The organism is Nocardiopsis xinjiangensis YIM 90004 (assembly GCF_000341145.1).
Classification (GTDB): domain Bacteria; phylum Actinomycetota; class Actinomycetes; order Streptosporangiales; family Streptosporangiaceae; genus Nocardiopsis; species Nocardiopsis xinjiangensis.
The window spans coordinates 1-20,893 of record NZ_ANBE01000035.1; the positions used below are offsets into that span (position 1 = coordinate 1).

The window sequence follows — 20,893 nt, forward strand, 5'->3', positions numbered from 1 at the left end:
CCCCCGACCGCCTGCAGGACCAGGAACGTCTCACCCCCGGCCAGCAGCTGACGCACGGCCGTCACCGCCCAGTACAGCGGCAGGTACGGTCCGATCTCCTGGAAGAACGCCGGACTCGTCTCGGTCGGATACGTGCCCCCGGCAGAGGTCAGCTGCAGGACCAGCAGAACCAGCGCCACCACACGCCCGGCAGAACCGAACTTCACGTTCAGGTACTGCACCGTGGCCGTGAACGCCGCCGAGGTCAGCAGCAGGAACCCGATCAGAGCGGGCCAGTTCGGCGCCGAGAGCCCCAGCCCCCCGCTGAGCACCGCCATCATGACCAGGACCTGGCCGGAACCCAGCATCAGCGGTACGATCCGGCCGGCCAACGCCACTCGCCAGGACGGGGCGGCCGACGACAACGCTCGCGACGACAGCGCCGGCAGCACCATGAACACCATCATCGCGCCCACCCACAGCGACAGGGGCACGAAGAACGGGGCGAAGCCGGTCCCGTAGTCGGGGGCCTCGTTGTCGATCTCGCTGTCCAAGGAGACCGGTTCACTCATCATGTCCGCTGCGTCGGCCCGGCCCCGCTCGGAGTAGGTCGGGACCTCCTCGGCCCCCTCGTCGAGGCCCTCGGCGAGCTCGTCAGCACCGCCCGCCAACTCTCCCAGGCCCTCGTGCAGCTCGAAGGCTCCGCCGCTGAGTGAGCCCAGCCCCTCGTCGAGATCGCTCGCGCCCGAGGAGGCCTCGTCCAGACCCTCGCGCAGATCGCCCGCTCCGGTGGAGATCTCGTCCAGGACCTCGGAGAGTTCTTCGGCGCGTTCGCGGGCCGTGCCGGCATCCTCCACCAGGCCCGGCAGGTCCTCGGCCAGGGCCGAGGCGGTCGAGCTGACCGTCGCCGCGGTCTCGGCGGCGTCGTCGATGTCGGAACGGTGGTCCTCCACGAAGCCCGCCAGCGACAGGGCGGTGCCGAGGCCGTCCTGCACGTCGACGAGGATCCCGTGCGCCTCCGGGTACTCGTCGGCCAGTTCCGGGTTCTCCTCCAGGAACTCGCTCAGGCGCCGGTCGAGGTCGGCCAGTTCCTCGGTCTCGGTCTCCTCCGGCAGCGATTCCAGAGCGGTGGACAGCTCCCCGGAGACCTCGGCGACCGACTCGGCCCGTTCCTGAAGGGCGGGAACGTCCTCCTCCAGGCGCGGCTGCCACTCGTCGGCGAACTCGTCGAGGCGCTCGACCTGGCCGCCGATCTCCTCCGATACGGTCTCGGTGCCCGTGGCCAGGGTGCGTGAGCCCTCCAGGAGCTCGGTCAGGCCCTCGTCCAGATCTCCGGCCCCCTCATGGGCCTCTCCTGCGCCCTCGGACAGCTCACCGGAGCCCTCCTCGGCGTCGCCGGCGCCGGTGGAGAGCTCCCCCGCCCCCTCGGCCGCCTCCTCGGTCTTGCCCTGGACGTCGTTGAACCCCACGAAGATCTCGTCGAAGTAGCCGCTGATGGCCTCCTGCGCGGCCGCCTCGCGGATCTCCTTGAACGCGCTGCTCGTGATCTGGCGCACGACGTAGCCGTTGGCGTCGTTGTAGTTGGCCACCAGCAGGGAGCGGGTGGGGTCCTCGTGGTCGCGGGAGGGCGAGGTGAGGTCCTCGCTGAAGTGCGGGGGGATGGTGAGGGAGACGTAGTACTCGCCCTCCTGCACCCCCGAGGCGGCCTCGTCGGCGTCCACCGGGCGCCAGTCGAGGTCGCCGCGGTCCAGGAGCTCCTCGGTCAGCTCGCCGCCGATGTCGACCTGCTCCCCGCCGGCCTCGACCGGCTCGTCCTCGTTGACCAGGGCCACCGGCAGGTGCTCGGCCCGGTCGAAGGGGTCCCAGAACGACCACAGGTACATCCCGGAGTAGAGCAGGGGGATGAGCACGAGCGCGGCCAGCGCCGCCACGGTGAGCGGGGACCGCAGGAACGACCACATCGTGAGCAGCCCCAGCCGGGGGACGGCGAACCATCGCACGCGGGGTGCGTCACGCCTGCGCATCGTCGACACGGTCACCTCCCGGGCGCTCGCCGCGGCGCAGCAGGCTGCGCTGCCGCAGCCGTTCGATCCGGTCCGGCTTCCCGCCCTTCTCCACGGGCTCGGAGCGGCCGGCCTTCCCGGTCCGCCCGGTCCTCTCGCGCCGGGCGGCTCTCTCCGGCCGGGCGGACTTCTCGGTCTTCTCCGGTCGCTCCGGTCCGGAAGCGGGTTCCTGACGGATCGTGATCGGTCCCTCCACGAGTGGTCCGCTCACCGGATCCAGTGCGCGGGGATCGGCACAGGTGGCCACGACGGTGAGGCCTTCCTCCGCCAGGCGGGCCAGGGTGCGCCACAAGTGGGCCTGGTGGCCGCTGCCGAGCCCGCCGTCGACGTCGTCCACCGCGAGCAGGCGGGGCTCGGCGATCAGTGCCAGTGCCAGCCCCAGCCGGCGGCGTTCGAGCGTGGTCAGGTCCTTGGTGAAGCTGCCCCGGTCGAGGTCGGGGACGTCGGCGGCCTCGACGGCCCGGTCGACCAGGCCGCGGCCCGCCGGGCGGTTGCGCAGCATGACCGCCTCGGTGAGGTGTTCGCGTACGCGCAACCGTTCGTCCAGCGCGTTGACGTCCTCCATGAGACCGAGCGAGCTGATGCGCCGCACCTTGCGTGCCTGCTTCGGCAGCGCGAACCCGTCCACGTGCAGGCTCCCGGCGGTGGGGCGCATCCGACCGGTCAGGGACAGCAGCAGAGCGCTGCGTCCCCCACCGGAGTCGGCCTGGAAGACGGTCAGGGTGCCCGGCCGGGCGGTGAGGCCGACGTCGGTGTAGACGGGACCCTCGCGTGTGGTGAGCGTGAGGCCCTCCGCCCGGACCCGGGCCCCGGTGGCCCATCGCATGACTGCCCTCCTTTTTGAACTGACCAGTCAGTACAAAACCAGCGGGTTCACGTTACTCCTGTCGCGGTGCGCCTCGCGCGTTCGGTGGTGTGTGGTGGGGCACAGCGCGAGGGCGATCGGCGGGGCGGCCTGCGCAGGGTGCCTGTGCGGCCCTTGCGCCTCGGATGGCACGGAACTACGCTCTTACGTAGATATTGGAAAAACTGAGGGGTGGCAGACGTGGCACGGGAGCAAGAGCGAGGGCGCGCGGGAAGACGGCTGCGGTGGTGCCTGATCAGGGCCCACGGCTGGACCGTCCCCGTGCTGCTCGCGGTGATCGCCGTCGACATCGTCCTCGGCGGCGCCATGGGACCCTGGTTCCTGCTCCTGGTCGCCCTCGCCGTGCCCTTCTACGCCGGCGTTCCGCTCTGGCTGCGCTCCGGGCGCCGGCAGGCCGCACACGAGCCGGTCGAGGTGGAGGCTCCGGTCACGGGGGAATGGCTCGCGCTCAACGGCCCTGCCGACAAGGTTCCGAGCCACGGCGTGCGTTTCCTGGGGCAGGAGTACGCCATCGACCTGATCGTCGACTCCGAGGAACGTCCCGCGTCCACGTGGTGGCCGCCCATGCGCCGCAACGAGGCCTTCCCCGCTTTCGGTCGGCCCCTGCTCGCCGTCGCCGGAGCCGAGGTCGTGCACGTGGAGGACGGCGCACGCGACCACCTGAGCCGCGGCACCTACCCGGCGCTGCTCTACATGCTCGTCGAGGGCCTGCTCCGCCAGGCCCTCGGCGCCCACCGGCTCCTCGGCAACCACGTGGTCCTGGACCTCGGCGGTGGTGTGTACGCCCTCTACGCCCACCTGCGGCAGGGATCGGTGCGGGTGCGCCCCGGCGACAGGGTCGGTACCGGCCAGGTGTTGGGCGGCTGCGGCAACAGCGGAAACTCCAGCGAACCCCACCTGCACTTCCAGCTCATGGACGCCGCCGATCCCCGCCTGGCCGTCGGTGTGCCCTTCACCTGGCGCGGTGTCGGCGTCCCGGCCGACGGCACCGTCTTCTCGGTGTCCGAACGCCGGTAGGGCCTGCGGTGCGGTTGGATGGGAAGAGACGGTCCCACACGCATCCGGGAGGCACGAGATGGCACAGATCGCGGAGCTCGCGGCACGGGTCCTGGACGACCCCGAACGCTGGCCCGAGGACCCCAAGGAAGCAGCCGCGCTCCAGCGCCGCATGGCCGACCGGGTGCACGAGGAACCCCTGGACGTGGACGGCGTGCGCCTGGTCGCCGGGCTCGACGTCAGCTACGCCAAGGACGATCCCGCCCTCGCGGCCGCCGCCGTCGTCATGGACGCCCGGACCCTGGAGGTCGTCGAGCGGGTCACCGTCACCGCCGAAGTGGCCTTCCCCTACATCTCCGGGCTCTTCGCCTTCCGTGAACTGCCCCCGGTACTGACCGCCCTGGCCGAGCTCACCATCACCCCCGACGTGCTCATCTGCGACGGGTTCGGCCTGGCCCACCCGCGCCGGTTCGGGGTCGCCAGCCACCTGGGCGTGCTCCTGGACCGTCCCGTCGTCGGCTCCGCCAAGTCGGTGCTCCACGGCCGTCACAGTGTCCCCGGAGAGGAACGCGGATCGTGGACGCCCATGGTCGCCGGCCGTTCCGAGGTCGTCGGGGACTCCGCCCGCCTGGCCGAGGAGGGCGCCGAAGTCATCGGCCGGGTCCTGCGCACCCGTGAGCGCGTCAAACCGGTCTACGTCTCCGTCGGGCACCGCGTCGACCTGGCCGGCTCGGCCGACCTCGTCCTGCGGCTCTCCCCGAAGTACCGGGTGCCCGAACCGATCCGCCACGCCGACCGGCTCTGCGGCGAACGCCGCAAGGACTACGAGCAGGAACGGGCGCAGGACCGGTCGGCCGGCTGACACGGACCCTCGGCCACCGGGCCACGGGCTCCCCCGGCCGGACACGACGAAGGGGGCCGACCCGCCGGGTCGGCCCCCTCATGGGAATCCAGGAACGCGCGTCACCAGCTCGTGTGCACCGGGCGCCCCTCGTTGTAGCCGGCCGAGCTCTGTACGCCCACCACGGCCCGCTCGGCGAACTCCGGCAGCGACGTGGCGCCCGCGTACGTCAAGGAACTGCGCACACCCGCCACGATCTGGTCGATCAGGTCCTCCACGCTCGGGCGCTCCGGGTCCAGGTACATCCGGCCCGTGGAGATGCCCTCCTCGAAAAGGGCCTTGCGCGCCCGGTCGAAGGGGGAGTCGTCGGAGGTGCGCAGCCGCACCGCACGCGCCGAGGCCATCCCGAAGCTCTCCTTGTACTGGCGGCCCTCGGCGTCGCGCATGACATCGCCCGGCGACTCGTAGGTGCCGGCGAACCACGACCCCACCATGACGTTGGAGGCGCCCGCGGCCAGCGCGAGTGCGACATCGCGCGGGTGGCGTACCCCGCCGTCGGCCCACACGTGCCCGCCCAGTTCACGGGCGGCCTCGGCGCACTCCAGGACGGCGGAGAACTGCGGGCGCCCCACCGCCGTCATCATGCGTGTGGTGCACATCGCGCCCGGGCCCACCCCGACCTTGACGATGTCGGCGCCGGCCTCGATGAGGTCGCGGGTGCCCTGCGGAGTGACGATGTTGCCCGCCACGATCGGCACACCCGGCGAGAGCGACCGCACCTTGGCGACCGCGGACAGCATCTTCTCCTGGTGCCCGTGCGCCGTGTCGATGACCAGGGCGTCCACCCCGGCCGCGAGCAGCTCGGCGGCCCTGCCCTCCACGTCACCGTTGATGCCCACGGCCGCGGCCGCACGCAGGCTGCCCCCGGCGTCCACCGCCGGGGTGTACAGGGTCGAACGCAGCGCGCCTGTGCGGGTGAGCACGCCCTGCAGGGCGCCGTCGCCGTTGACCACCGGGGCGAGCCGGTGCCGGAAGTCGTGCAGGATCCCGAAGGCCTCACGGGGCTCGGTGCCGGCCGGGACGGTGAGCAGCTCGGTGGACATCACGTCCCGGAGCTGGGAGAAGCGGTCCACACCCGCACAGTCGGCCTCGGTGACCACACCGACGGGGCGACTGGCCTCGTCGATGACGATCACGGCGTTGTGCGCGCGCTTGGGCAACAGGTTGAGCGCCTCACCGACCGTGCTCGTCGGGTTCAGCGTGATGGCGGTGTCGTGGACCAGGTGGCGCTGCTTGGTCCACGCGACGACCTCGGAGACCACGTCGATCGGGATGTCCTGCGGGATGACGGTGATGCCGCCGCGCCTGGCGACCGTCTCGGCCATCCTGCGGCCCGCCACCGCAGTCATGTTGGCGACCACGAGCGGGATCGTGGTGCCCGTTCCGTCGGTGGACGACAGGTCCACGCTCAGCCGGGAGCCGACAGCGCTGCGGCCCGGGACCATGAACACGTCGCTGTAGGTCAGGTCGTGTTGCGGGACCTGGTCGTTGAGAAAACGCAATGCCTCATACCTTGGTCGGGACCGAAGGGGGTGGACCATCCGCCGTCTGACGCGAGCGGCCGCCTGTTGATCCCCCGCTTACCTGTCGATTATGCCGTGCATTGATTAGGTCGGTCGACACCTCGTCTGCAATGATGTCTCGGACCCCGCTCGTTGATGCCCCTTGGCCGCCCTGGATCCGGTGCCATGTCCTTTCGTGCCGTGGCGGTGGGGCGCTCTGGAGAACCCACATCTATGACGCGTTTCACTCTGAGGCAGGTCAAGGACGAGACTTACAAGGTGAAGGACGCCTGGTGGACGGTCTATCTCGTGGACCCGCTCGCCGGACGCCTGGTGGTGTGGACCGCCAACCGGACCGCCATCACCCCGAACCAGTTGACGGCCGGGGCGGGCGTGTTCGGCCTGCTGTCCGCCCTCGCCTTCCTCGTGCCCGTGTTCACGGTCGGCAGCGGCTGGCCGTGGCTGCTCGTGGGCGCCCTGCTGTTCCACCTGAGCTTCGTCCTGGACTGCATGGACGGCAAGATCGCCCGGCTCAAGGGCACCGGTTCGCTGTTCGGCAGTTGGGTCGATTTCGTCTTCGACCGGATCCGTTTCTTCGGCTGTGTCATGGCCCTGCTGATCGGTCAGTGGCTGGCCGCGGGGGAGGTCGCGTACTTGATCGTGGCGCCCGTGGTGGTCTTCTTCGACCTGCTGCGCTACCTCAACGGCCCGCAGGTCGCCAAGACCCGCCGCACCATGAACCAGAAGCTGGCCGAGGCCGAGGGCCGGCCCGACCCCGCCGTACAGGACTCCGACGGGGATCCCGAGAACGCGGACCCCGGAAGCTCCGAGCCGGCAGGAAGCGGCGCCGCCGCGCGACCGACCGGGCTCTACCCGCGGGTGCGCACCGCCCTGGCGCGGCACCGGGTGCGCCCGCACCTGTTCAGCGGGATCGAGTTCGAGATGTTCCTGTGCGTGGTTGCGCCGGCCACGGTCCTGGTGTCGCTGTTCACGCCGCTCAACAGCCTCATCATCCCGGTGGCGGTGCTGTCGGTCCTGGCGCTGTCCTTCTTCGAGGCCGTGCTCGTACTGCGCTTGTGGAAGGACACCCGCCGCTTCGAATCGCGCATGCAGGCCCTGGCCGTTTCCGGCGGGCCGGTCCCCGACGGCGGCAGCTGAGCCCGCACCGGACCCGCTCCACGGTCCGCTGACACACGCCCCTGACACACGAGTGCCGTGCCGGATCCCCTCGGGGAACCGGCACGGCACTCGTCGTATGCGGGGCACGCCGCGGGGCGAGCCCGGACGGGTCAGGAGGAGCCGGGGCGCGGATCCGAGCCGTTGCCGTCACCGGCGGCCGGANGTCCTCCGGTCTGTTCGACTCGTCCGAGGGGCCCGAGCCGGACATCGCGGCGGAGCGGACAGGGGGCTGCTGGTCGTCCCCGCGCAGGAACCATGTGGGCTGGGGCTCCACGGCCCACTTCATGGCCTTGCGCACCCAGGGGGCGCACAGCAGCAGTGTCAGGGCCGCGGCGAGCGTGGTGGTCAGAACCAGGCCGATCGGGCCGGTGCCTTCGAAGAAGTCGTAGTACGGCGAGGTCTTGAGGAGGAGCAGCGCCACGGAGTGGCCCAGGTACACGAACAGCGTGTAGGCGCCGAGCTTGGTGAACCAGGTGCGCTTCTTGGGCGTGAGCGCCAGCATCGCGAAGGACATCGCCAGGGCGATCCCCATGAAGATCAGACGGATCGCCATGCTCGGCAGCAGCGGGTCGATGTCGCGGTCGGTGAGGCTCTCACGCCAGAACAACCACTCGCGGCTGAGCTCTTCGTTGGCGATGAACAGGGCGAAGGCGAAGGTGACGGCGAAGACGGCCACCGCACCGACACGCGCCCAGACGCGGTCGAGGAGGGCGAAGTGCTCCTTGCGCAGGGCCAGACCCAGCACGAAGAAGGGCAGGAAACTGAGCACGCGGCCCAGGGAGAGGGTGGCGCCCAGGTCGGCGGTGGCGGCGAAGGCCGAGATGACCACCGCGATCGTCACGGGCCAGCGCAGCCGCTTCCAGACCGGCACGCTCAGGCGCCACAGGAAGAGGGCGATCAGGAACCACAGGGACCAGGTCGGCGTGAGCACCGACATGGAGTCCGGGAGCCCTTCGTCGACCGCGTAGATGCTCTGGTGGACGGCCCAGAAGATGAGGTAGGGGACCGCCAGGGTCAGGACCGCTTTCTCGACGCGGTTGGAGGAGGCGTCGAAGTTCCTCGACAAGTACCCGCTGATCATGATGAACGCGGGCATGTGGAAGAGGTAGATCCAGTAGTAGAGGACCTGGGTGGGCGCGTAGTCCCGGAGCGGTTCGATCGCGTGGCCGAACACGACCAGGGCGATGAGGATGAATTTGGCGTTGTCCAGGCGGGAATCGCGGGCCGGGGCCTTGGTGGCCCGCTCGGGCCTGTCGGCGGAGCCCGGGGCGCGACTCACGCCGTGCCCTGGATCAGGCTGCGGGGACGCCGGACTGGTCGTGGATGAGGCCACAGAAGGACTCCGAGGTTCGGGATGTCTTGGGCAGGGACGTTCGCGATGCGTCGGCTGCGGTACGGGGCCGGGACCGTCGAGGGGCGAACGCTGTCGGTGCCGCGTGGTGCGCGAGGGGGACACCAGCCGATTCACGGGATCTGTCCACATCGTGCCCCGTTACCATACGGTGATGTGGTGGAGGCTTCCAGTGGTGAACCCGAATCGGTGGAAAGTTCCAGAAAAATCACATGTCGATCATCCGCGGTGGCGGGGCGAGTGTGATCGGCCGAAGCACGGCACGGGGTCGCTTTCCGTGTGCAGACCCTAACCCATGGGAGTAAGGGCCCGTGCAGCCCCGTGGTGGCCATGCCGCTGTGGGCCGGTGCCCCGGCGCGGCTAAGCTGCGGAGGAGTACAGGTGCCCCCGAACAGGCGACTGCCCCAGTCGAGAACGAAGAAGGCGGTGGAAACCGTGCCGCACGCGGTGGACCCCAACCGTGCAGCTCAGCACGGGAGTGTGGTCATGCGACTCCTCGATGAGATCTTCCCGCTCGTCGAGGGGTTCTACGTCGACCTCCACAAGAACCCCGAGCTCTCCCACGCCGAACACCGCACCGCCAGCGGGGTCGCCGAGTGGCTCACCCGCACCGGCTACGAGGTGCACAAAGGCATCGGAGGCACCGGCGTCGTCGGCGTCCTGCGCAACGGAGCCGGACCCACGGTCATGCTGCGCGCCGACATGGACGCACTCCCGCTGGAGGAGAAGACCGGTCTGCCCTACGCCAGCACGGCCCGCGGCGACGACGCCGAGGGCGCCGACGTGCCCGTCATGCACGCCTGCGGGCACGACGCACACACCGCCTGCCTCGTGGGCGCCGCCGACCTGCTCTCGGAGACCCGCGACCAGTGGGCCGGCACCGTCATGATCGTGGCCCAGCCGGGCGAGGAGACCCTCGACGGCGCCCAGGGCATGATCGACGACGGTCTCTACGACCGCTTCGGCCGCCCCGACGTGGTCCTGGGCCAGCACCTGGGGCCCCAGCCCGCCGGGCTCATCTCACACCGGGCCGGCATCATCCTCGGCGCCGCCAATGCCTACCGGGTCCGGATCTTCGGCGAGGGCGGGCACGCCTCCCAGCCGCACACGACCGTCGACCCGGTGCTCATCGCCGCCAACGTCGTCTCCCGGCTGCAGGGTGTGGTCTCCCGCGAGGTCAGCCCCAGCGAGATGGCGGTGCTCACCGTCGGCCGTGTCCAGGCCGGCACCAAGGCCAACATCATCCCCGACGAGGCCTACCTGGAGATCAGCACCCGGGCGCTCAACGACAACGTGTCCCTCCAACTGGAGGAGGCCATCGAACGTATCGTGCGCGCCGAGGCCGCCGCCTCCGGTGCCGGACGCGAGCCCGAGGTGGAGCGGTTCCAGGGCAGCGGGGCCACCTTCAACGACCCCGCCAGCACCAACGAGGTCGCCTCCGCCCACCACGCCTACTTCGGCGACGAGTACGTCATCCACCTGCCCGACCCCTCACCCGCCACCGAGGACTTCTGCGCCTTCGGGCTCCCGGGCGACACGCAGCCCATCCCGTACGTGTTCTGGTTCGTGGGAGCCACCCCGCACGACGTGTGGGAGTCCGCTCCCGGCAGCACGCCCTACGAGAAGATGGGCAACGTCCCCAGCAACCACTCGCCCTATTTCGCCCCTGCGCGCGAACCCACGCTGCGTGCCGGGCTCGCCGCCATCACCGTGGCGGCCCTGGCCTACCTCGGTCAGGAGAACCCCGACTCCGTGCCCGTGGCCGTGGCGGACGAGGAACCCTCGGGGGCCGCCGTGCCCGGGCCCGCACCGGTCGACGTCCCGGCCGAGCCCACCCCGCCGGACGCCCTGCCCCCCGAGCCCGAATTTCTGACCGACCACCCGCCGATGCCCGAGCCGGTCCAGGCCGGGCCGGTGCCGGGCGCCCCGCCGATGGGTGAGCCCGTGCCGGACGGACCGCGGCCCGGGGGAGCGGAACCGGGTGAGCCCGCGCCGCCCGCGTCCGAGGAGTCCTACGAGAACCCGTTCCTCGCCGCGTCCTCCTCCTGGAGCGAGGTTCCCGGCGGGGAGGCCCCGGACCCGGGCGGCACCGCGGTCGACCCGCCGCACGCCGAGTCCACGTACCCGGCCGACATGGACCGGTACCTGCAGGAGGGGGAAGAGCTCGGCCAGGAGCCGCCGCCGGCCCCGCCGTCGGGGCCGGCCTACTCGGGCCCGCCGCCCGAGGGCAGTGCACAGCAAGGGCCCCCGCCTCCGCCGGAGGAGGACGAGGGCCGGCCCGACCACGGCCACCGGTTCTGAACGCACACGGGGACCGTTCTGCCCGCTGGGGTTGGGGCGACCCCCGCTTGCGTCGGCGGCTGCGCCACCCGCGGGAGAACATCGCGCTCGCGGTGTGCGTGGCCGCCACCGGTCTGGCCGTCCTCGGGGCGGTCAGCCGTTTTCTGTCCGGGGCCCCCGACCAGCCGCTGCTGCTGCTCAGCGTCCCGCTGCTGGTCTTCTTCGTGCGCGGATACCTGTACGCCCTCCAACGCGTCAACGGCGTGCGCATCACCGAGGAACAGTTCCCCGATGCCCACCGGATGGTGCGGGAGGCCGCCGAACACTTCGGTATGCCCCGCGTCCCCGAGGCCTACGTCGTACTCGGCAACGGTGTCGTCAACGCGTTCGCGTCCGGACACGGGCAGCGCCGCTACGTCGCAGTCAACAGTGACCTGTTCGAGGTCGGCGGCCGCCTGCAGGACCCCGATGCCCTGCGGTTCGTCATCGGCCACGAGGTCGGCCACATCGCCGCCGGCCACACCTCCTTCTGGCGCCAGTTCGGCATCTCCGTGGCCAACGTGATCCCCGGGCTCGGCAGCACCCTGGGGCGTGCCCAGGAGTACACCGCCGACAACCACGCCTACGCCTTCTGCCCCGAGGGCCGCCACATGCTCCAGGTCCTGGCCGCCGGCAAATACCTCTACCCCGACGTGGACTTCGACGACATCGCCGCCCGCGCCCACACGGACGCCGGATTCTTCGTGCTGCTGGTCAACCTCTTGTCCAGCCACCCGGTCAACACCTTCCGGTTCGCCGCGCTGGCCGACCGCAGCCGGCCCGGCCGGCTCCTGTGACCAGGGGCCGGGCCGTCCGGACCGGGTGTTGACGTGGGCCCGGCTCGTTCGGTTCGGCCCGGTGGTCGGCCCATGCCCGGATGTGCCATGCGCGACTCCCGGCGTTCGCGCTCTCCGCAGCGCGTCCCGACAGGCGTGGACGCCGGCATGTGATCCAGCCGGTACGAAAAGGTGCGGATCGCCCCTACCATTGCCCCGTGCCATGGTCCGAGACATTCCCTCAAGTCAGCCTCGTGGGGACTCTTCTGACGGTCCTGCTGCTCTTCTTCGCGGCGGTCGGGGAACCCCTGCTCGGGCGCCGGGCCTACGCCTGGCTGTCCCGTAGCCGCTTCGACGACGAACGATCCCTGAAGCTGCTCCACGCCGTCACCATGGGCGTGCACGTCCTGTGGGGGCTGCTCGTACTGCTCGTGGTCGTGCTCTCGCCCGGGCTCGCCGCCAACGACCTCGGGCTGCGGCTGCCCCATGCGGTCGGTCCCGTCGTGGGCGGTGCGATCGGCGGCCTGGTCGCGCTCGCGCTGTTCTGGGTGCTGGTCAACGGCATGCCCAGCAGGGAACGGCTGCTGCCCGCGAAACTCGCCGAACGCGTGCCCGGGGGGAAGAAGCGCGGGACCCACAAGGGACGCCGCGCGGCCGACCGCCCCATGACCCTGCCCGAGCCCGGCCGCAGGGTCGAGGAGCTGCTCTACCCGCGCACCCGCGCCGAGCAGGCGAGCGCCGCGGGCACCGCCGTCACGGGCGGTTTCTTCGCCGAGCTGCTGTACCGGGGCCTGTTCATCACGCTCGTCGCGAGCATGGGGCTGCCCCTGTTCGCGGCCGCGCTGCTGTCGATCCTGCTGTTCTCGCTCGCGCACGTCTACCAGGGATGGTGGGGCGCGGCCCACGGGGCGCTGACCGGGACCCTGTTCACCGTGCTGTACCTGGGAACCGGGAGCCTGTGGGTGCCGATCGCCGTGCACGTGGCGCTCAACATCCGGTCGATGGTCTTCCCGCCCGTCTCGGCGGCGCCCGACGACGTCTGGTACGACGACTACTACGAGGACGAGTACTACTACGAGGACCATCCCGACACGGGGGAGGAGGCCGTCGTCGACGCCGAGGGGGCTGCCCCCCGGGCGGCTGGGAGAACCGGCGCGTCAGGGACGCCTGGGGGCGGTCCCGGCAGCCGGGACCGGCTGAACGGGGACCACCCCCAGGCGTACTGGGACATGCTCGACGATCCACGGGACGACCGCCGCAACACGTGAACCGCTGGAACCCCGCTCGACCGGGGGGAAGGGCCGGGCCCCAGCGCAGGTGCACGGTGCTGGGTATCCCGGTCCACAAGAAACAGGCCTGCTCAACCACACAAAGGGCCGAGCCCCCAGAGCAGGTGCACGGTGCAGTCTCTCCCCTCCCCCCAGGTGACAGGTTTGCTCAGCCACAGTCGACGCGGGGTGCGCGCCCCCGGTGCCACGGAAACCCCGGAGCCTCCGCGCGTACCACGCGGTGGCCTCCCCAGCCCTCTGTACGCGGTCTCTGGACGCCCGGAGCCCCTCAGCCGTCCGGGCACAGAAGCGCGTGAGCCCGCACCGTGTCTTTGGGCTCGACCGGGGCAAGGCCCCTCCCCGCAGAAGAGGGAAGAGCTAGACACGGACCCCCGCCCCAGGGGGTGTCTCTGCTCAACCACACGAGGGGCCCAGCCCCAAGGCAGGTGCACGGTGCCAGGCCTCCCTCGCTCCGGACTCTCTCTTCTCTTCGGGCTCTTCCTCTTCTCTTCTTTTCAGGGCGTGTTCGTGGTTCCCGTCAGTGTCCCTGTGCCCCCGTTCCTGGGGTCGGGCTTTGTCTGTGGCTGGGGTTCACCCCCCTGGCGTGCGGCTCTGCGCATGCCTTCTCCCATTCCTGTGGGGAGGGGTCTTCCCCCGGTTGAGCTCAAGGGCAAGGCGCGGGCTCACGCGTCCCCCGTGCATGAGTGGTTGAGGGGCTCCGGGCGTCCAGATACCGCGTAAGGAGGGCTGGGGAGGCCACCGCGCGGAACGCGCAAGGGGGGCCTTCGGCCCAAGGGGCGACGCACCGCGCGAGGGCTGTGGCTGAGCAAACCTGTCACCTGTGGGGGAGGGGAGAACCTGCACCGTGCACCTGCACTGAGGGCTGAGCCCCTCACGTGGCTGAGCATCCAGGTTTCTTGTGGCTGGGGAGACCTGGCGCCGTGCACCTGCGCTGGGGCTGAACCCTTTGTGTGACTGAGCGGGCCTAGCCGTGGGCGAGTTCCATGACCGTGTCGAATTCCTTGCTCTGCTGCCGGCCCCGGTTGGCCATGGCCACCGCGAGGCACGGTGCGAAGGCACGCGCCCAGTCGAGCATCCGCCCCGCGTCCACACCCATGGTGTCGGAGAGTTCCTCGGCGCGCTGCTGCGCCTGGGCGGGGTCGGTGATCCGCCACATGATCCAGTCCACCGCGTCGACGGCACCGTCGCCGGCGCACGCGCGCGGGTCGAGCGCCACGAGGCCGCGCGCCCCGCCGTCGATGACGTTGCCGGGATGCAGGTCGCCGTGCAGGGGCACCGCGTGGACGTCGTCGTTGGCGAGCTCGCGCGCTCGGTTGAACCCCTGATGCACGACCGTGGGCGGTACGACGCCGGCGGCCGGACCCTCGGTGCGTTCACGCCCCCACATGTCGAAGATGAACTGCACACGTGCCGTGAGCGGCCGCAACTCCGCGAGGTGCTCCGGTTCGCCGTCCACGGAGTGCAGTTCCCGGATGAGCGTGCCGATCGTGGCCATCGGGGGCAGCACGTCCCCGGCGGCCAGAGAACGGCCCTGGACCCGTTCCATGAGGATCGCACCGTGGCCGCGGTCCATCCCCCACACCTCGGGCACCCGGCCGCACTCGGCCCACATCCGCAGCATCTGTGCTTCGGAGTGGGCCAAGCCGTGGTCGGGGGAGAGCTTCAGGACACCCTGGCGGCCGTCGGCGAGTGTCACGTACACGACCACGGAGGTGCGTCCGCCAGGGGTCGCCGGGTCCTGCAGGGCCAGGTCCCACACCGTGGCGAGTTTCCGGAGCGTGGCGGGGAGCTCGGCCAACCAGTCGCCGACGTGGGCACCGAAGCGCCGTTCCAGCCGGCGGCGCTGTGCCTCGCCGACCCACCGCTCTGTGACGTCACTCATGCATTCACCTCAGGTTCGCCCACACCGCCTTTCCGGCCGCGCATCGCGGGCCCGGGCGGTGAGCCCCGTCCGGCCGCGGAGGGGCCGCGACCGGGGTGCCCCGTTCACGGGACGGTGCTGTTGTGCGGGAGGTTCCCGCCATCCACGGCCCTACCCGCGCCCGGTCCGGCGATAACGGTGCCCGTGGATCAGGCGAGCCGGCCCTTGGCCGTCCGGTGTTGGGCGAGCAGGGTGTCGACGACCAGTTCGGAGGGCCACAGCGGTGAGGTGATCGCGGTGACGTCCAGGGAACGCAGCAGGTCGAAATCGGGCCCGTCGACCATGCGCCAGGCGGCCACGGCGACGTTGCCGCGCCCGCCACGCCGCAGGCGGTCCACGGCGTCGGAGACCGAGGGCGCCCAGGTGCGCAGATAACCGACCTGGACGGGGGAACCGAGGCGCCGGCTGAGCATGCGCGCCACGTCCGCGACCACGGTGCGTTCATCGGTACCGGTGGCGCCGTCGGCGGCCAGCACGACCCCGTCCTGGCGGTTCCATCCGGATCCGGCCAGGCGCGTGGCCATGTCCGCGACGATGGAGGGCACGGCGCCCAGGGGAGGGGTGTGGCAGGAGTCGCGCAGCTCCGGCAGCCCGATGCGGGAGAGCATGTGGGCACTGGCGACGTCACCGCCCGCCACGAACGCCGGTACGACCACCTTGGGACCCTGTACCCCGTGGACGGTGGCGGCCACCTCGTCGGGGGCGCCGAAGGCGGGGGTCACGGGAACCTCTCCCCGTTCGGCGACCGCGTCGGCCAGACCGCGGAGGGCTTCCAGGCGTTGGGTGTCGCGGGAGTCGTCGGCTACGAGGACCATCGTGGGGACCATGCACGGCTCCTTGGGATCGCTGCGTACTCTCTGCGGTCGCACACCGAGCGTAAACAGGTGCGGTTTTGTCCGAGTTCCCCCGCGTTTCATGGAGGGGAACAGCAGAGAATGGTTGGTTTGGTTATCTCCTGGGGAGGGCTTGGTGAACCATAACGATCGTCGAAATGCAGAGGGTCGTCCGGGGCGGCGACGGCGGTTCACGCTTCATGGGCCTTCGGCGGAAAACGGGATGATCCCTCTCACCTGTGTTGATGTTACGCGGCCCCGTGTGGAAGTCCACAAAATGAGCCCGAGAACTCATTACTCGTTGGTAGAACGTGACTCGTGTGGGGGGAGTGGCGTTTTCCGGTCTCTCCAGAGAGATATCCACAAGGAATTCCTGTGCATTCGCATGAGGCATGTGCACATGCCGAAAGCCTCCCCGTCGGCACGGAGGGTGGTCCGGACAGGGGCGCGCCCACCCGAAGTCGTCGCGCCGGGGAAGCGAATACCACAATCGACCTTCCCGCGACAAGGGTGTGGGCTCCCCTTCCTCGCTGCGGCCACACACCACTTGACGTGGGGAGACAGGGTGTGAGTGCGGCGCGATCACTTGCGAACTCACTCGAGCGCACTCAAACTTGGAGATGAGCGGACACCGCGCACCGGTCGGACACAACACGCCACCGTCGGTGCCACGAGCCACACGGGTCACATCCGTGCGGCACGGCGCCCCGGGTCCCCGCCACCTCGGCTCTCGCCGGAGCCCGCACGACCTACGACGAACCATCCAGACTGGAGTGAGTATGGCCGTCCACCCTCGGGTGCAGACGCTGGCCCAGACCTTCCTCTTCCACGCCGACCAGGAGGCACCCGGCCTCGTGCGCGGCCTGTACCTGACCGGTTCGGTCGCGCTCGGCGATTTCCGTCTCCACACCAGCGACGTCGACTTCGTGGTGGTCACCGACCGCCGCCCCGGTGCCGACGAGGCCGATCGCCTGCGCCGCGCCCACGTGCGCACGCGCAGCGAGATGCCCCGCCCCCAGTTCAACGGGGTCCACGTCACCTGGGGCGACCTCATCCGCGACCCGGCCGCCTGCGGCCCCGTCGCCTCGGTGGTCGGGGGGCGTTTCCGGTCCCGCGCCCAGCAGGACGTCAACCCCGTGACCTGGCACGTCCTCGCCGAGCGCGGTGTGACCGTGCGCGGGCCCCATCCCCTGGAACTCGACGTGTGGGACGAGCCGGAGAGCCTGCGCGCCTGGTCGCTGGGCTCGCTCGACGAGCAGTGGCGGCGCTGGCGTGAGAAGGCCGGCCGCCTGATCACCCCGCGCGGGCTCGCTGCGCTGGGTTCCCTCGCCCCGTCCTGGAGCGTGCTCAGCGTCAGCCGCCTGCACTTCACGCTCAGGACCGGCGAGATCACCTCCAAGTCCGGTGCGGGCGCCTACGCTCTGCACGCCTTTCCGCAGAAATGGCAGCGCATCGTCAACGAGTGCCTGCGCGTGCGCCGCGCCTCCCAGGGGCCGTCCCTGTACGAGAGCGCCCTGGCCCGCCGCAGGGCCGCGCTGGACTACATCGAGATGGTCCTGGACGAGTCCCTGCGCGGGAAGCTCGCCACCTGAGCCGGTCCGGTCGGCGGGGCAGGGACGCGGATCGCCTGTCTGTGGGGCCGCTTAACCTGTTCTCATGAGCATGCGTCCCATCGTCCGTTTCGGCGACCCCGTACTCACCAGCCCGACCGCGCCCGTCACCTCGTTCGACCGGCACACCGAGAATCTGGTCCGCGACCTCCTCGACACCGTCGATGCCCCGGGGCGTGCCGGTGTGGCCGCCACTCAGATCGGTGTGGGTCTCAGCGCCTTCAGCTACGACGTCGACGGCCGTGTCGGTTACATCATCAACCCGCGCATCGTGGAGCTCTCCGACGAGCTCCAGGACTGCGACGAGGGCTGCCTGTCCATCCCCAAACTCTGGTACCGCACCAAGCGTGCGCGCCGGGCGGTCGTCACTGGTGTCGACGTGCGCAACGAGCCCGTCACGGTGGAGGGCACCGACCTCATGGCCCAGTGCCTGCAGCACGAGACCGACCACCTCGACGGCATGCTCTACATCGACCGGCTGCCGAAGGAGGACCGCAAGCGGGCGCTGCGTGACATCCGCCGTTCCGACTGGTTCCTCTCCGGTGTCCAGGGCACCGAGCCGCAGCCGGGAACCGCCCTGCCGAGCGCGTTCGGTGGCGCCTGACCAGGGTGAACCTGTTCACGGTCCTGCCGGTGGGCCGGCCCCGGTGGGCACGGACGGTCCTCGGCAAAGGGTATGTTCTGGACACATCCCCGCGCAGTCCACAAGCCCGGTGTTCGACGCACCAGGTATGTAACGCCCAGATCTCGTATGGTCTCTTGAGCACCTCCCGGCTCCGCGGCTCCACCCCTCTTCTGACCCTCCACGGCCGCGGGCGACCGGATGTGTCCAGACCATCCACGGAGCCGACATGACATCCTCTCCCCGAAGCTTCGCCCTGCGCACCAAGCGGGGTCTCCTCGTCCTCACCACCCTCAGCGCCGCCCTCCTCGTCGGGCCGGTCGCGGGTGTCGCACACGCCGACCCCGACGACGTCGACATCGACGAACTCACCGAGCGCGCAGAGGAACTGGAGGAGTCCTACAACGGCGAACTCCTCCAGTTCAGTGAGATCAAGGACCGTGTCGAGGAGGCCGAGACCGACCTGGAGGAGATCGAGGAACGCCTCGACTCCTCCCGCGGAACCGTCTCCGAGATCGCGCACGCCCGTTACGTCGACGGGGCCGTCGACCCGGCGCTGCGTGTGGTCTTCGACAGCGCCCCCGACCGGATGTTCACCGACGCGGCCAACGCCACCTACCTGGGCGAGTCACAGGCCGAGCAGATCGCCGATCTCATCGACACCCGTGACGAGGCCGAAGAGGTCACCGAGGAGCTCAACACCGAGCTCCAGGACGCCGCCGAACTCGTCGAGGAGCTCGAGGAACAGAAGGACGACGTCGAGGAGCGCATCGCGGAGCTGGAGGCCGAGGAGGCGGCACAGAACCCCGGCGACGGTGACGGCAGTGTCCCCGACGACGCCCGCGGTCCCGGCTTCGACGACGTCACCCCGACGATGGCCGGGATCCGCGACGACATCATCGGCCAGTTCAACCAGCCCTACCCCACGGGCTGCTACCGGCCCAGCGCCGACGACCACGGCGATGGCCGCGCCTGCGACTTCATGATGAGCGCCAACGGTGCCATGCCCTCGGAGGAGAACCGTCAGCTCGGCTCACAGATCGCCCAGTACGCGATCGACAACGCGGACCGGTTGGGCATCGACTACATCATCTGGGAACAGCAGATCTGGCACACCGGTAGCCGGCAGTGGAGTGGTATGGAGGACCGCGGCGGCCTGACGCAGAACCACTTCGACCACGTGCACGTGTCGTCGCTGACCTGAGGCCCGCGCGGGGACCGGCGGAACCCCCGGAGGTCCGCCCCGTCGGTCCGAGGCCCGCGGGAGCAGTCAGCGGTGCACGGTCCCGGGCGGCCTCCGTGTCCCCGTGCGCAGGGTCAGGGGTACCAGGGCGAGCAGAGCGACGGCGGTGAAGGCGAACGCGGGCCCGTAGCCGAGCAGTTGGATGAGCAGGCCCAGACCCATGGCGCCCGCCCCGGTGCCGGCGTCGTAACCGATGTTCCACACCGCGCTGGCCCGCCCCTGCCCGGAGGGACCGGCGCGGTCGAGCATGATCGTCACGGTGTCGTTCTGCACCGAGCCGAAGCCGAGCCCGAACAATGCGGCCCCGCCCAGGATCAACGCCGCCGTGGCGGGGCCGGGCTGTCCGGTACCCACGTCGGACCACATGGCGGCGGTCACCAACCCCATGCCGAGCGCGCCCGACACCATCGCGGGCATGAGCAGGACCGTGCGTCCGTACTGGTCGTACAGGGCGCCGGCGGTCCAGCGGCCCACGACCACACACAGCGCGTACACCGCCAGCGCGGCGCTCACGAGCCAGGCGGCCTGCTCGAAGGGGATCGCGAGGAAGGTCACGATGCTGCTCGCGGAGATCGCGACCAGCAGCATCATGAGCAAGGGGGAGGCCAGCGCCGCCCACAGTCTCAGGCCCCGGGGATCATCGGCGCGGGAGGCGGGGGTCCCGGTCGTGGGGGCCGAACGCAGCGCCGGACGGTTGCGCCCGCCGTCGGCGAACCAGATCCCCGAGGCCAGGACCGCGGCGACCGCGCCGGTCACGCCGGTCACCCAGAAGACGGGACCGAACCCGACCGCGAGCGCCACGGCCACGCCTCCGGGCAGGATCACCACCTGCGGCAGCCCGACCGCGAGCCCGTAGAGGCCGGTGGCCCGACCGACCTGGGCGCGCGGGACCAGTCGCGCCGCCAGCGCCGTACCCGCGACCGTGACCATGCCGAAGCCGATGCCGCGCACCGCGGAGACGGTGATGAGCGGGCCGAGTTCGGTGGTGGCGGCGAACAGGGGTGTGGGCAGCCCCAGGATGAGCGATCCGACGGGGAAGGCCCAGCGGTAGGCGCCGCGGTCCAGGAGCCAGGGCATGCCGAGCTGGGTGAGGACCGTGGTGAGCATGAACACAGCGGTGGTGGTGCCGGCCCCGAACTCACCGGCCCCGCCCCGGGTGGCCCACAACGGCACCAGCGGCAGGACGGCGGCGAACCCGCACAGTCCGATGGCGGTGGCGGCGATGAGCAGGGCGAACCCGCGCCCGCGCAGTCCGGGGAGCTGGGTGGGCCCGGGGACGAATCCGGTGGAGCCGGACGAAGAAGGGCGGGGTCGGATCATCCTTCCTTTCTAGTCGAGCCCTTCAGAGCTGTCCATGCGGGCCCTGATGGGGGTCCCGACCGGTCCGGTACGTGTGTGCGGATACTCGCCGGGATCGGCGGTCCCGCTCCGCGCGGACCCGCTC

General features: G+C 70.7%; 15 protein-coding genes and 1 pseudogene. 9 read left to right on the forward strand and 7 right to left on the reverse strand.

Going from position 1 to position 20,893, the window contains the following annotated elements:
- On the reverse strand, window positions 1–2,003 hold a 2,003-nt coding region (locus D473_RS0117100; RefSeq protein ID WP_033353538.1), incomplete at its 3' end, for a YhgE/Pip domain-containing protein.
- The gene (locus tag D473_RS0117105; RefSeq protein ID WP_017610271.1) at window positions 1,990–2,868 is read right to left on the reverse strand and encodes an ATP-binding cassette domain-containing protein; all 879 of its coding nucleotides are present in this window, start codon (window positions 2,866–2,868) and stop codon (window positions 1,990–1,992) included. The genes D473_RS0117105 and D473_RS0117100, both read right to left, overlap by 14 nt.
- A gap of 210 nt (window positions 2,869–3,078) precedes the next feature.
- Between D473_RS0117105 and D473_RS0117110 the strand changes: the two genes are divergently transcribed.
- Entirely contained in the window at window positions 3,079–3,924 is an 846-nt protein-coding gene (locus tag D473_RS0117110; RefSeq protein WP_017610272.1) for a M23 family metallopeptidase, read from the forward strand.
- A 58-nt stretch (window positions 3,925–3,982) separates the two neighbouring features.
- Window positions 3,983–4,765 (forward strand): endonuclease V, encoded by a 783-nt coding sequence (locus D473_RS0117115; RefSeq protein ID WP_017610273.1) that lies wholly within the window; start codon window positions 3,983–3,985, stop codon window positions 4,763–4,765.
- Between the two features lie 101 nt (window positions 4,766–4,866).
- Here D473_RS0117115 and D473_RS0117120 read toward each other — a convergent pair whose 3' ends face one another.
- Window positions 4,867–6,306, reverse strand: a complete 1,440-nt coding sequence (locus tag D473_RS0117120; protein ID WP_017610274.1) for a GuaB1 family IMP dehydrogenase-related protein — start codon at window positions 6,304–6,306, stop codon at window positions 4,867–4,869.
- Window positions 6,307–6,540: 234 nt separating this feature from the next.
- On the opposite strand from D473_RS0117120, the gene D473_RS0117125 reads away from it, so the two are divergent.
- Entirely contained in the window at window positions 6,541–7,464 is a 924-nt protein-coding gene (locus D473_RS0117125; protein ID WP_017610275.1) for a CDP-alcohol phosphatidyltransferase family protein, read from the forward strand.
- Window positions 7,465–7,675: 211 nt separating this feature from the next.
- Here the strand turns inward: D473_RS0117125 and D473_RS24985 are convergent.
- Window positions 7,676–8,764: pseudogene (locus D473_RS24985) on the reverse strand (acyltransferase family protein); the annotation flags it as partial.
- A gap of 498 nt (window positions 8,765–9,262) precedes the next feature.
- On the opposite strand from D473_RS24985, the gene D473_RS0117135 reads away from it, so the two are divergent.
- The 3 genes from D473_RS0117135 (at window position 9,263) to D473_RS24990 (ending at window position 13,199) form a co-directional block, all read left to right on the forward strand.
- Window positions 9,263–11,137 carry an amidohydrolase gene (locus D473_RS0117135; protein ID WP_017610277.1) on the forward strand — a complete coding sequence of 625 codons (1,875 nt, stop codon included), beginning with the start codon at window positions 9,263–9,265 and terminating at the stop codon, window positions 11,135–11,137.
- Between the two features lie 47 nt (window positions 11,138–11,184).
- Window positions 11,185–11,952, forward strand: coding sequence for a M48 family metallopeptidase (locus tag D473_RS0117140; RefSeq protein WP_026127048.1), 768 nt, complete (start codon window positions 11,185–11,187; stop codon window positions 11,950–11,952).
- A 233-nt stretch (window positions 11,953–12,185) separates the two neighbouring features.
- On the forward strand, window positions 12,186–13,199 hold the full coding sequence (locus D473_RS24990) for a CPBP family intramembrane glutamic endopeptidase (protein WP_017610279.1): 1,014 nt from the start codon (window positions 12,186–12,188) through the stop codon (window positions 13,197–13,199).
- A gap of 985 nt (window positions 13,200–14,184) precedes the next feature.
- Here the strand turns inward: D473_RS24990 and D473_RS0117150 are convergent.
- Both D473_RS0117150 and D473_RS0117155 read right to left on the reverse strand, forming a co-directional pair.
- Window positions 14,185–15,102, reverse strand: coding sequence for an aminoglycoside phosphotransferase family protein (locus tag D473_RS0117150; protein WP_017610280.1), 918 nt, complete (start codon window positions 15,100–15,102; stop codon window positions 14,185–14,187).
- Window positions 15,103–15,290: 188 nt separating this feature from the next.
- Window positions 15,291–15,968: a sirohydrochlorin chelatase gene (locus D473_RS0117155; RefSeq protein WP_017610281.1), complete on the reverse strand. Its 678-nt coding sequence runs from the start codon at window positions 15,966–15,968 to the stop codon at window positions 15,291–15,293.
- 785 nt (window positions 15,969–16,753) lie between these two features.
- Here D473_RS0117155 and D473_RS0117160 point away from each other — a divergent pair.
- The 3 genes from D473_RS0117160 to D473_RS0117170 all read left to right on the forward strand — a co-directional run bounded on the left by D473_RS0117160 (window position 16,754) and on the right by D473_RS0117170 (window position 19,410).
- The gene (locus tag D473_RS0117160) at window positions 16,754–17,566 is read left to right on the forward strand and encodes a nucleotidyltransferase domain-containing protein (RefSeq protein ID WP_017610282.1); all 813 of its coding nucleotides are present in this window, start codon (window positions 16,754–16,756) and stop codon (window positions 17,564–17,566) included.
- Window positions 17,567–17,630: 64 nt separating this feature from the next.
- Window positions 17,631–18,188: a peptide deformylase gene (gene def, locus D473_RS0117165; protein ID WP_017610283.1), complete on the forward strand. Its 558-nt coding sequence runs from the start codon at window positions 17,631–17,633 to the stop codon at window positions 18,186–18,188.
- 247 nt (window positions 18,189–18,435) lie between these two features.
- Window positions 18,436–19,410, forward strand: coding sequence for a coiled-coil domain-containing protein (locus tag D473_RS0117170; RefSeq protein WP_017610284.1), 975 nt, complete (start codon window positions 18,436–18,438; stop codon window positions 19,408–19,410).
- 66 nt (window positions 19,411–19,476) lie between these two features.
- On the opposite strand, the gene D473_RS0117175 is transcribed toward D473_RS0117170, so the two are convergent.
- Window positions 19,477–20,769 (reverse strand): MFS transporter, encoded by a 1,293-nt coding sequence (locus tag D473_RS0117175; RefSeq protein WP_017610285.1) that lies wholly within the window; start codon window positions 20,767–20,769, stop codon window positions 19,477–19,479.
- Window positions 20,770–20,893: the final 124 nt, after the last annotated feature.

Coding starts and splice junctions, on each gene's coding strand:
- D473_RS0117115 (WP_017610273.1), top strand. CDS start 3,983: ATGGCACAGATCGCGGAGCTCGCGGCACGGGTCCTGGACGACCCCGAA.
- D473_RS0117150 (WP_017610280.1), bottom strand. CDS start 15,102: ATGAGTGACGTCACAGAGCGGTGGGTCGGCGAGGCACAGCGCCGCCGG.
- def (WP_017610283.1), top strand. CDS start 17,631: ATGAGCATGCGTCCCATCGTCCGTTTCGGCGACCCCGTACTCACCAGC.
- D473_RS0117170 (WP_017610284.1), top strand. CDS start 18,436: ATGACATCCTCTCCCCGAAGCTTCGCCCTGCGCACCAAGCGGGGTCTC.
- D473_RS0117105 (WP_017610271.1), bottom strand. CDS start 2,868: ATGCGATGGGCCACCGGGGCCCGGGTCCGGGCGGAGGGCCTCACGCTC.
- D473_RS0117160 (WP_017610282.1), top strand. CDS start 16,754: ATGGCCGTCCACCCTCGGGTGCAGACGCTGGCCCAGACCTTCCTCTTC.
- D473_RS0117175 (WP_017610285.1), bottom strand. CDS start 20,769: ATGATCCGACCCCGCCCTTCTTCGTCCGGCTCCACCGGATTCGTCCCC.
- D473_RS0117125 (WP_017610275.1), top strand. CDS start 6,541: ATGACGCGTTTCACTCTGAGGCAGGTCAAGGACGAGACTTACAAGGTG.
- D473_RS0117155 (WP_017610281.1), bottom strand. CDS start 15,968: ATGGTCCCCACGATGGTCCTCGTAGCCGACGACTCCCGCGACACCCAA.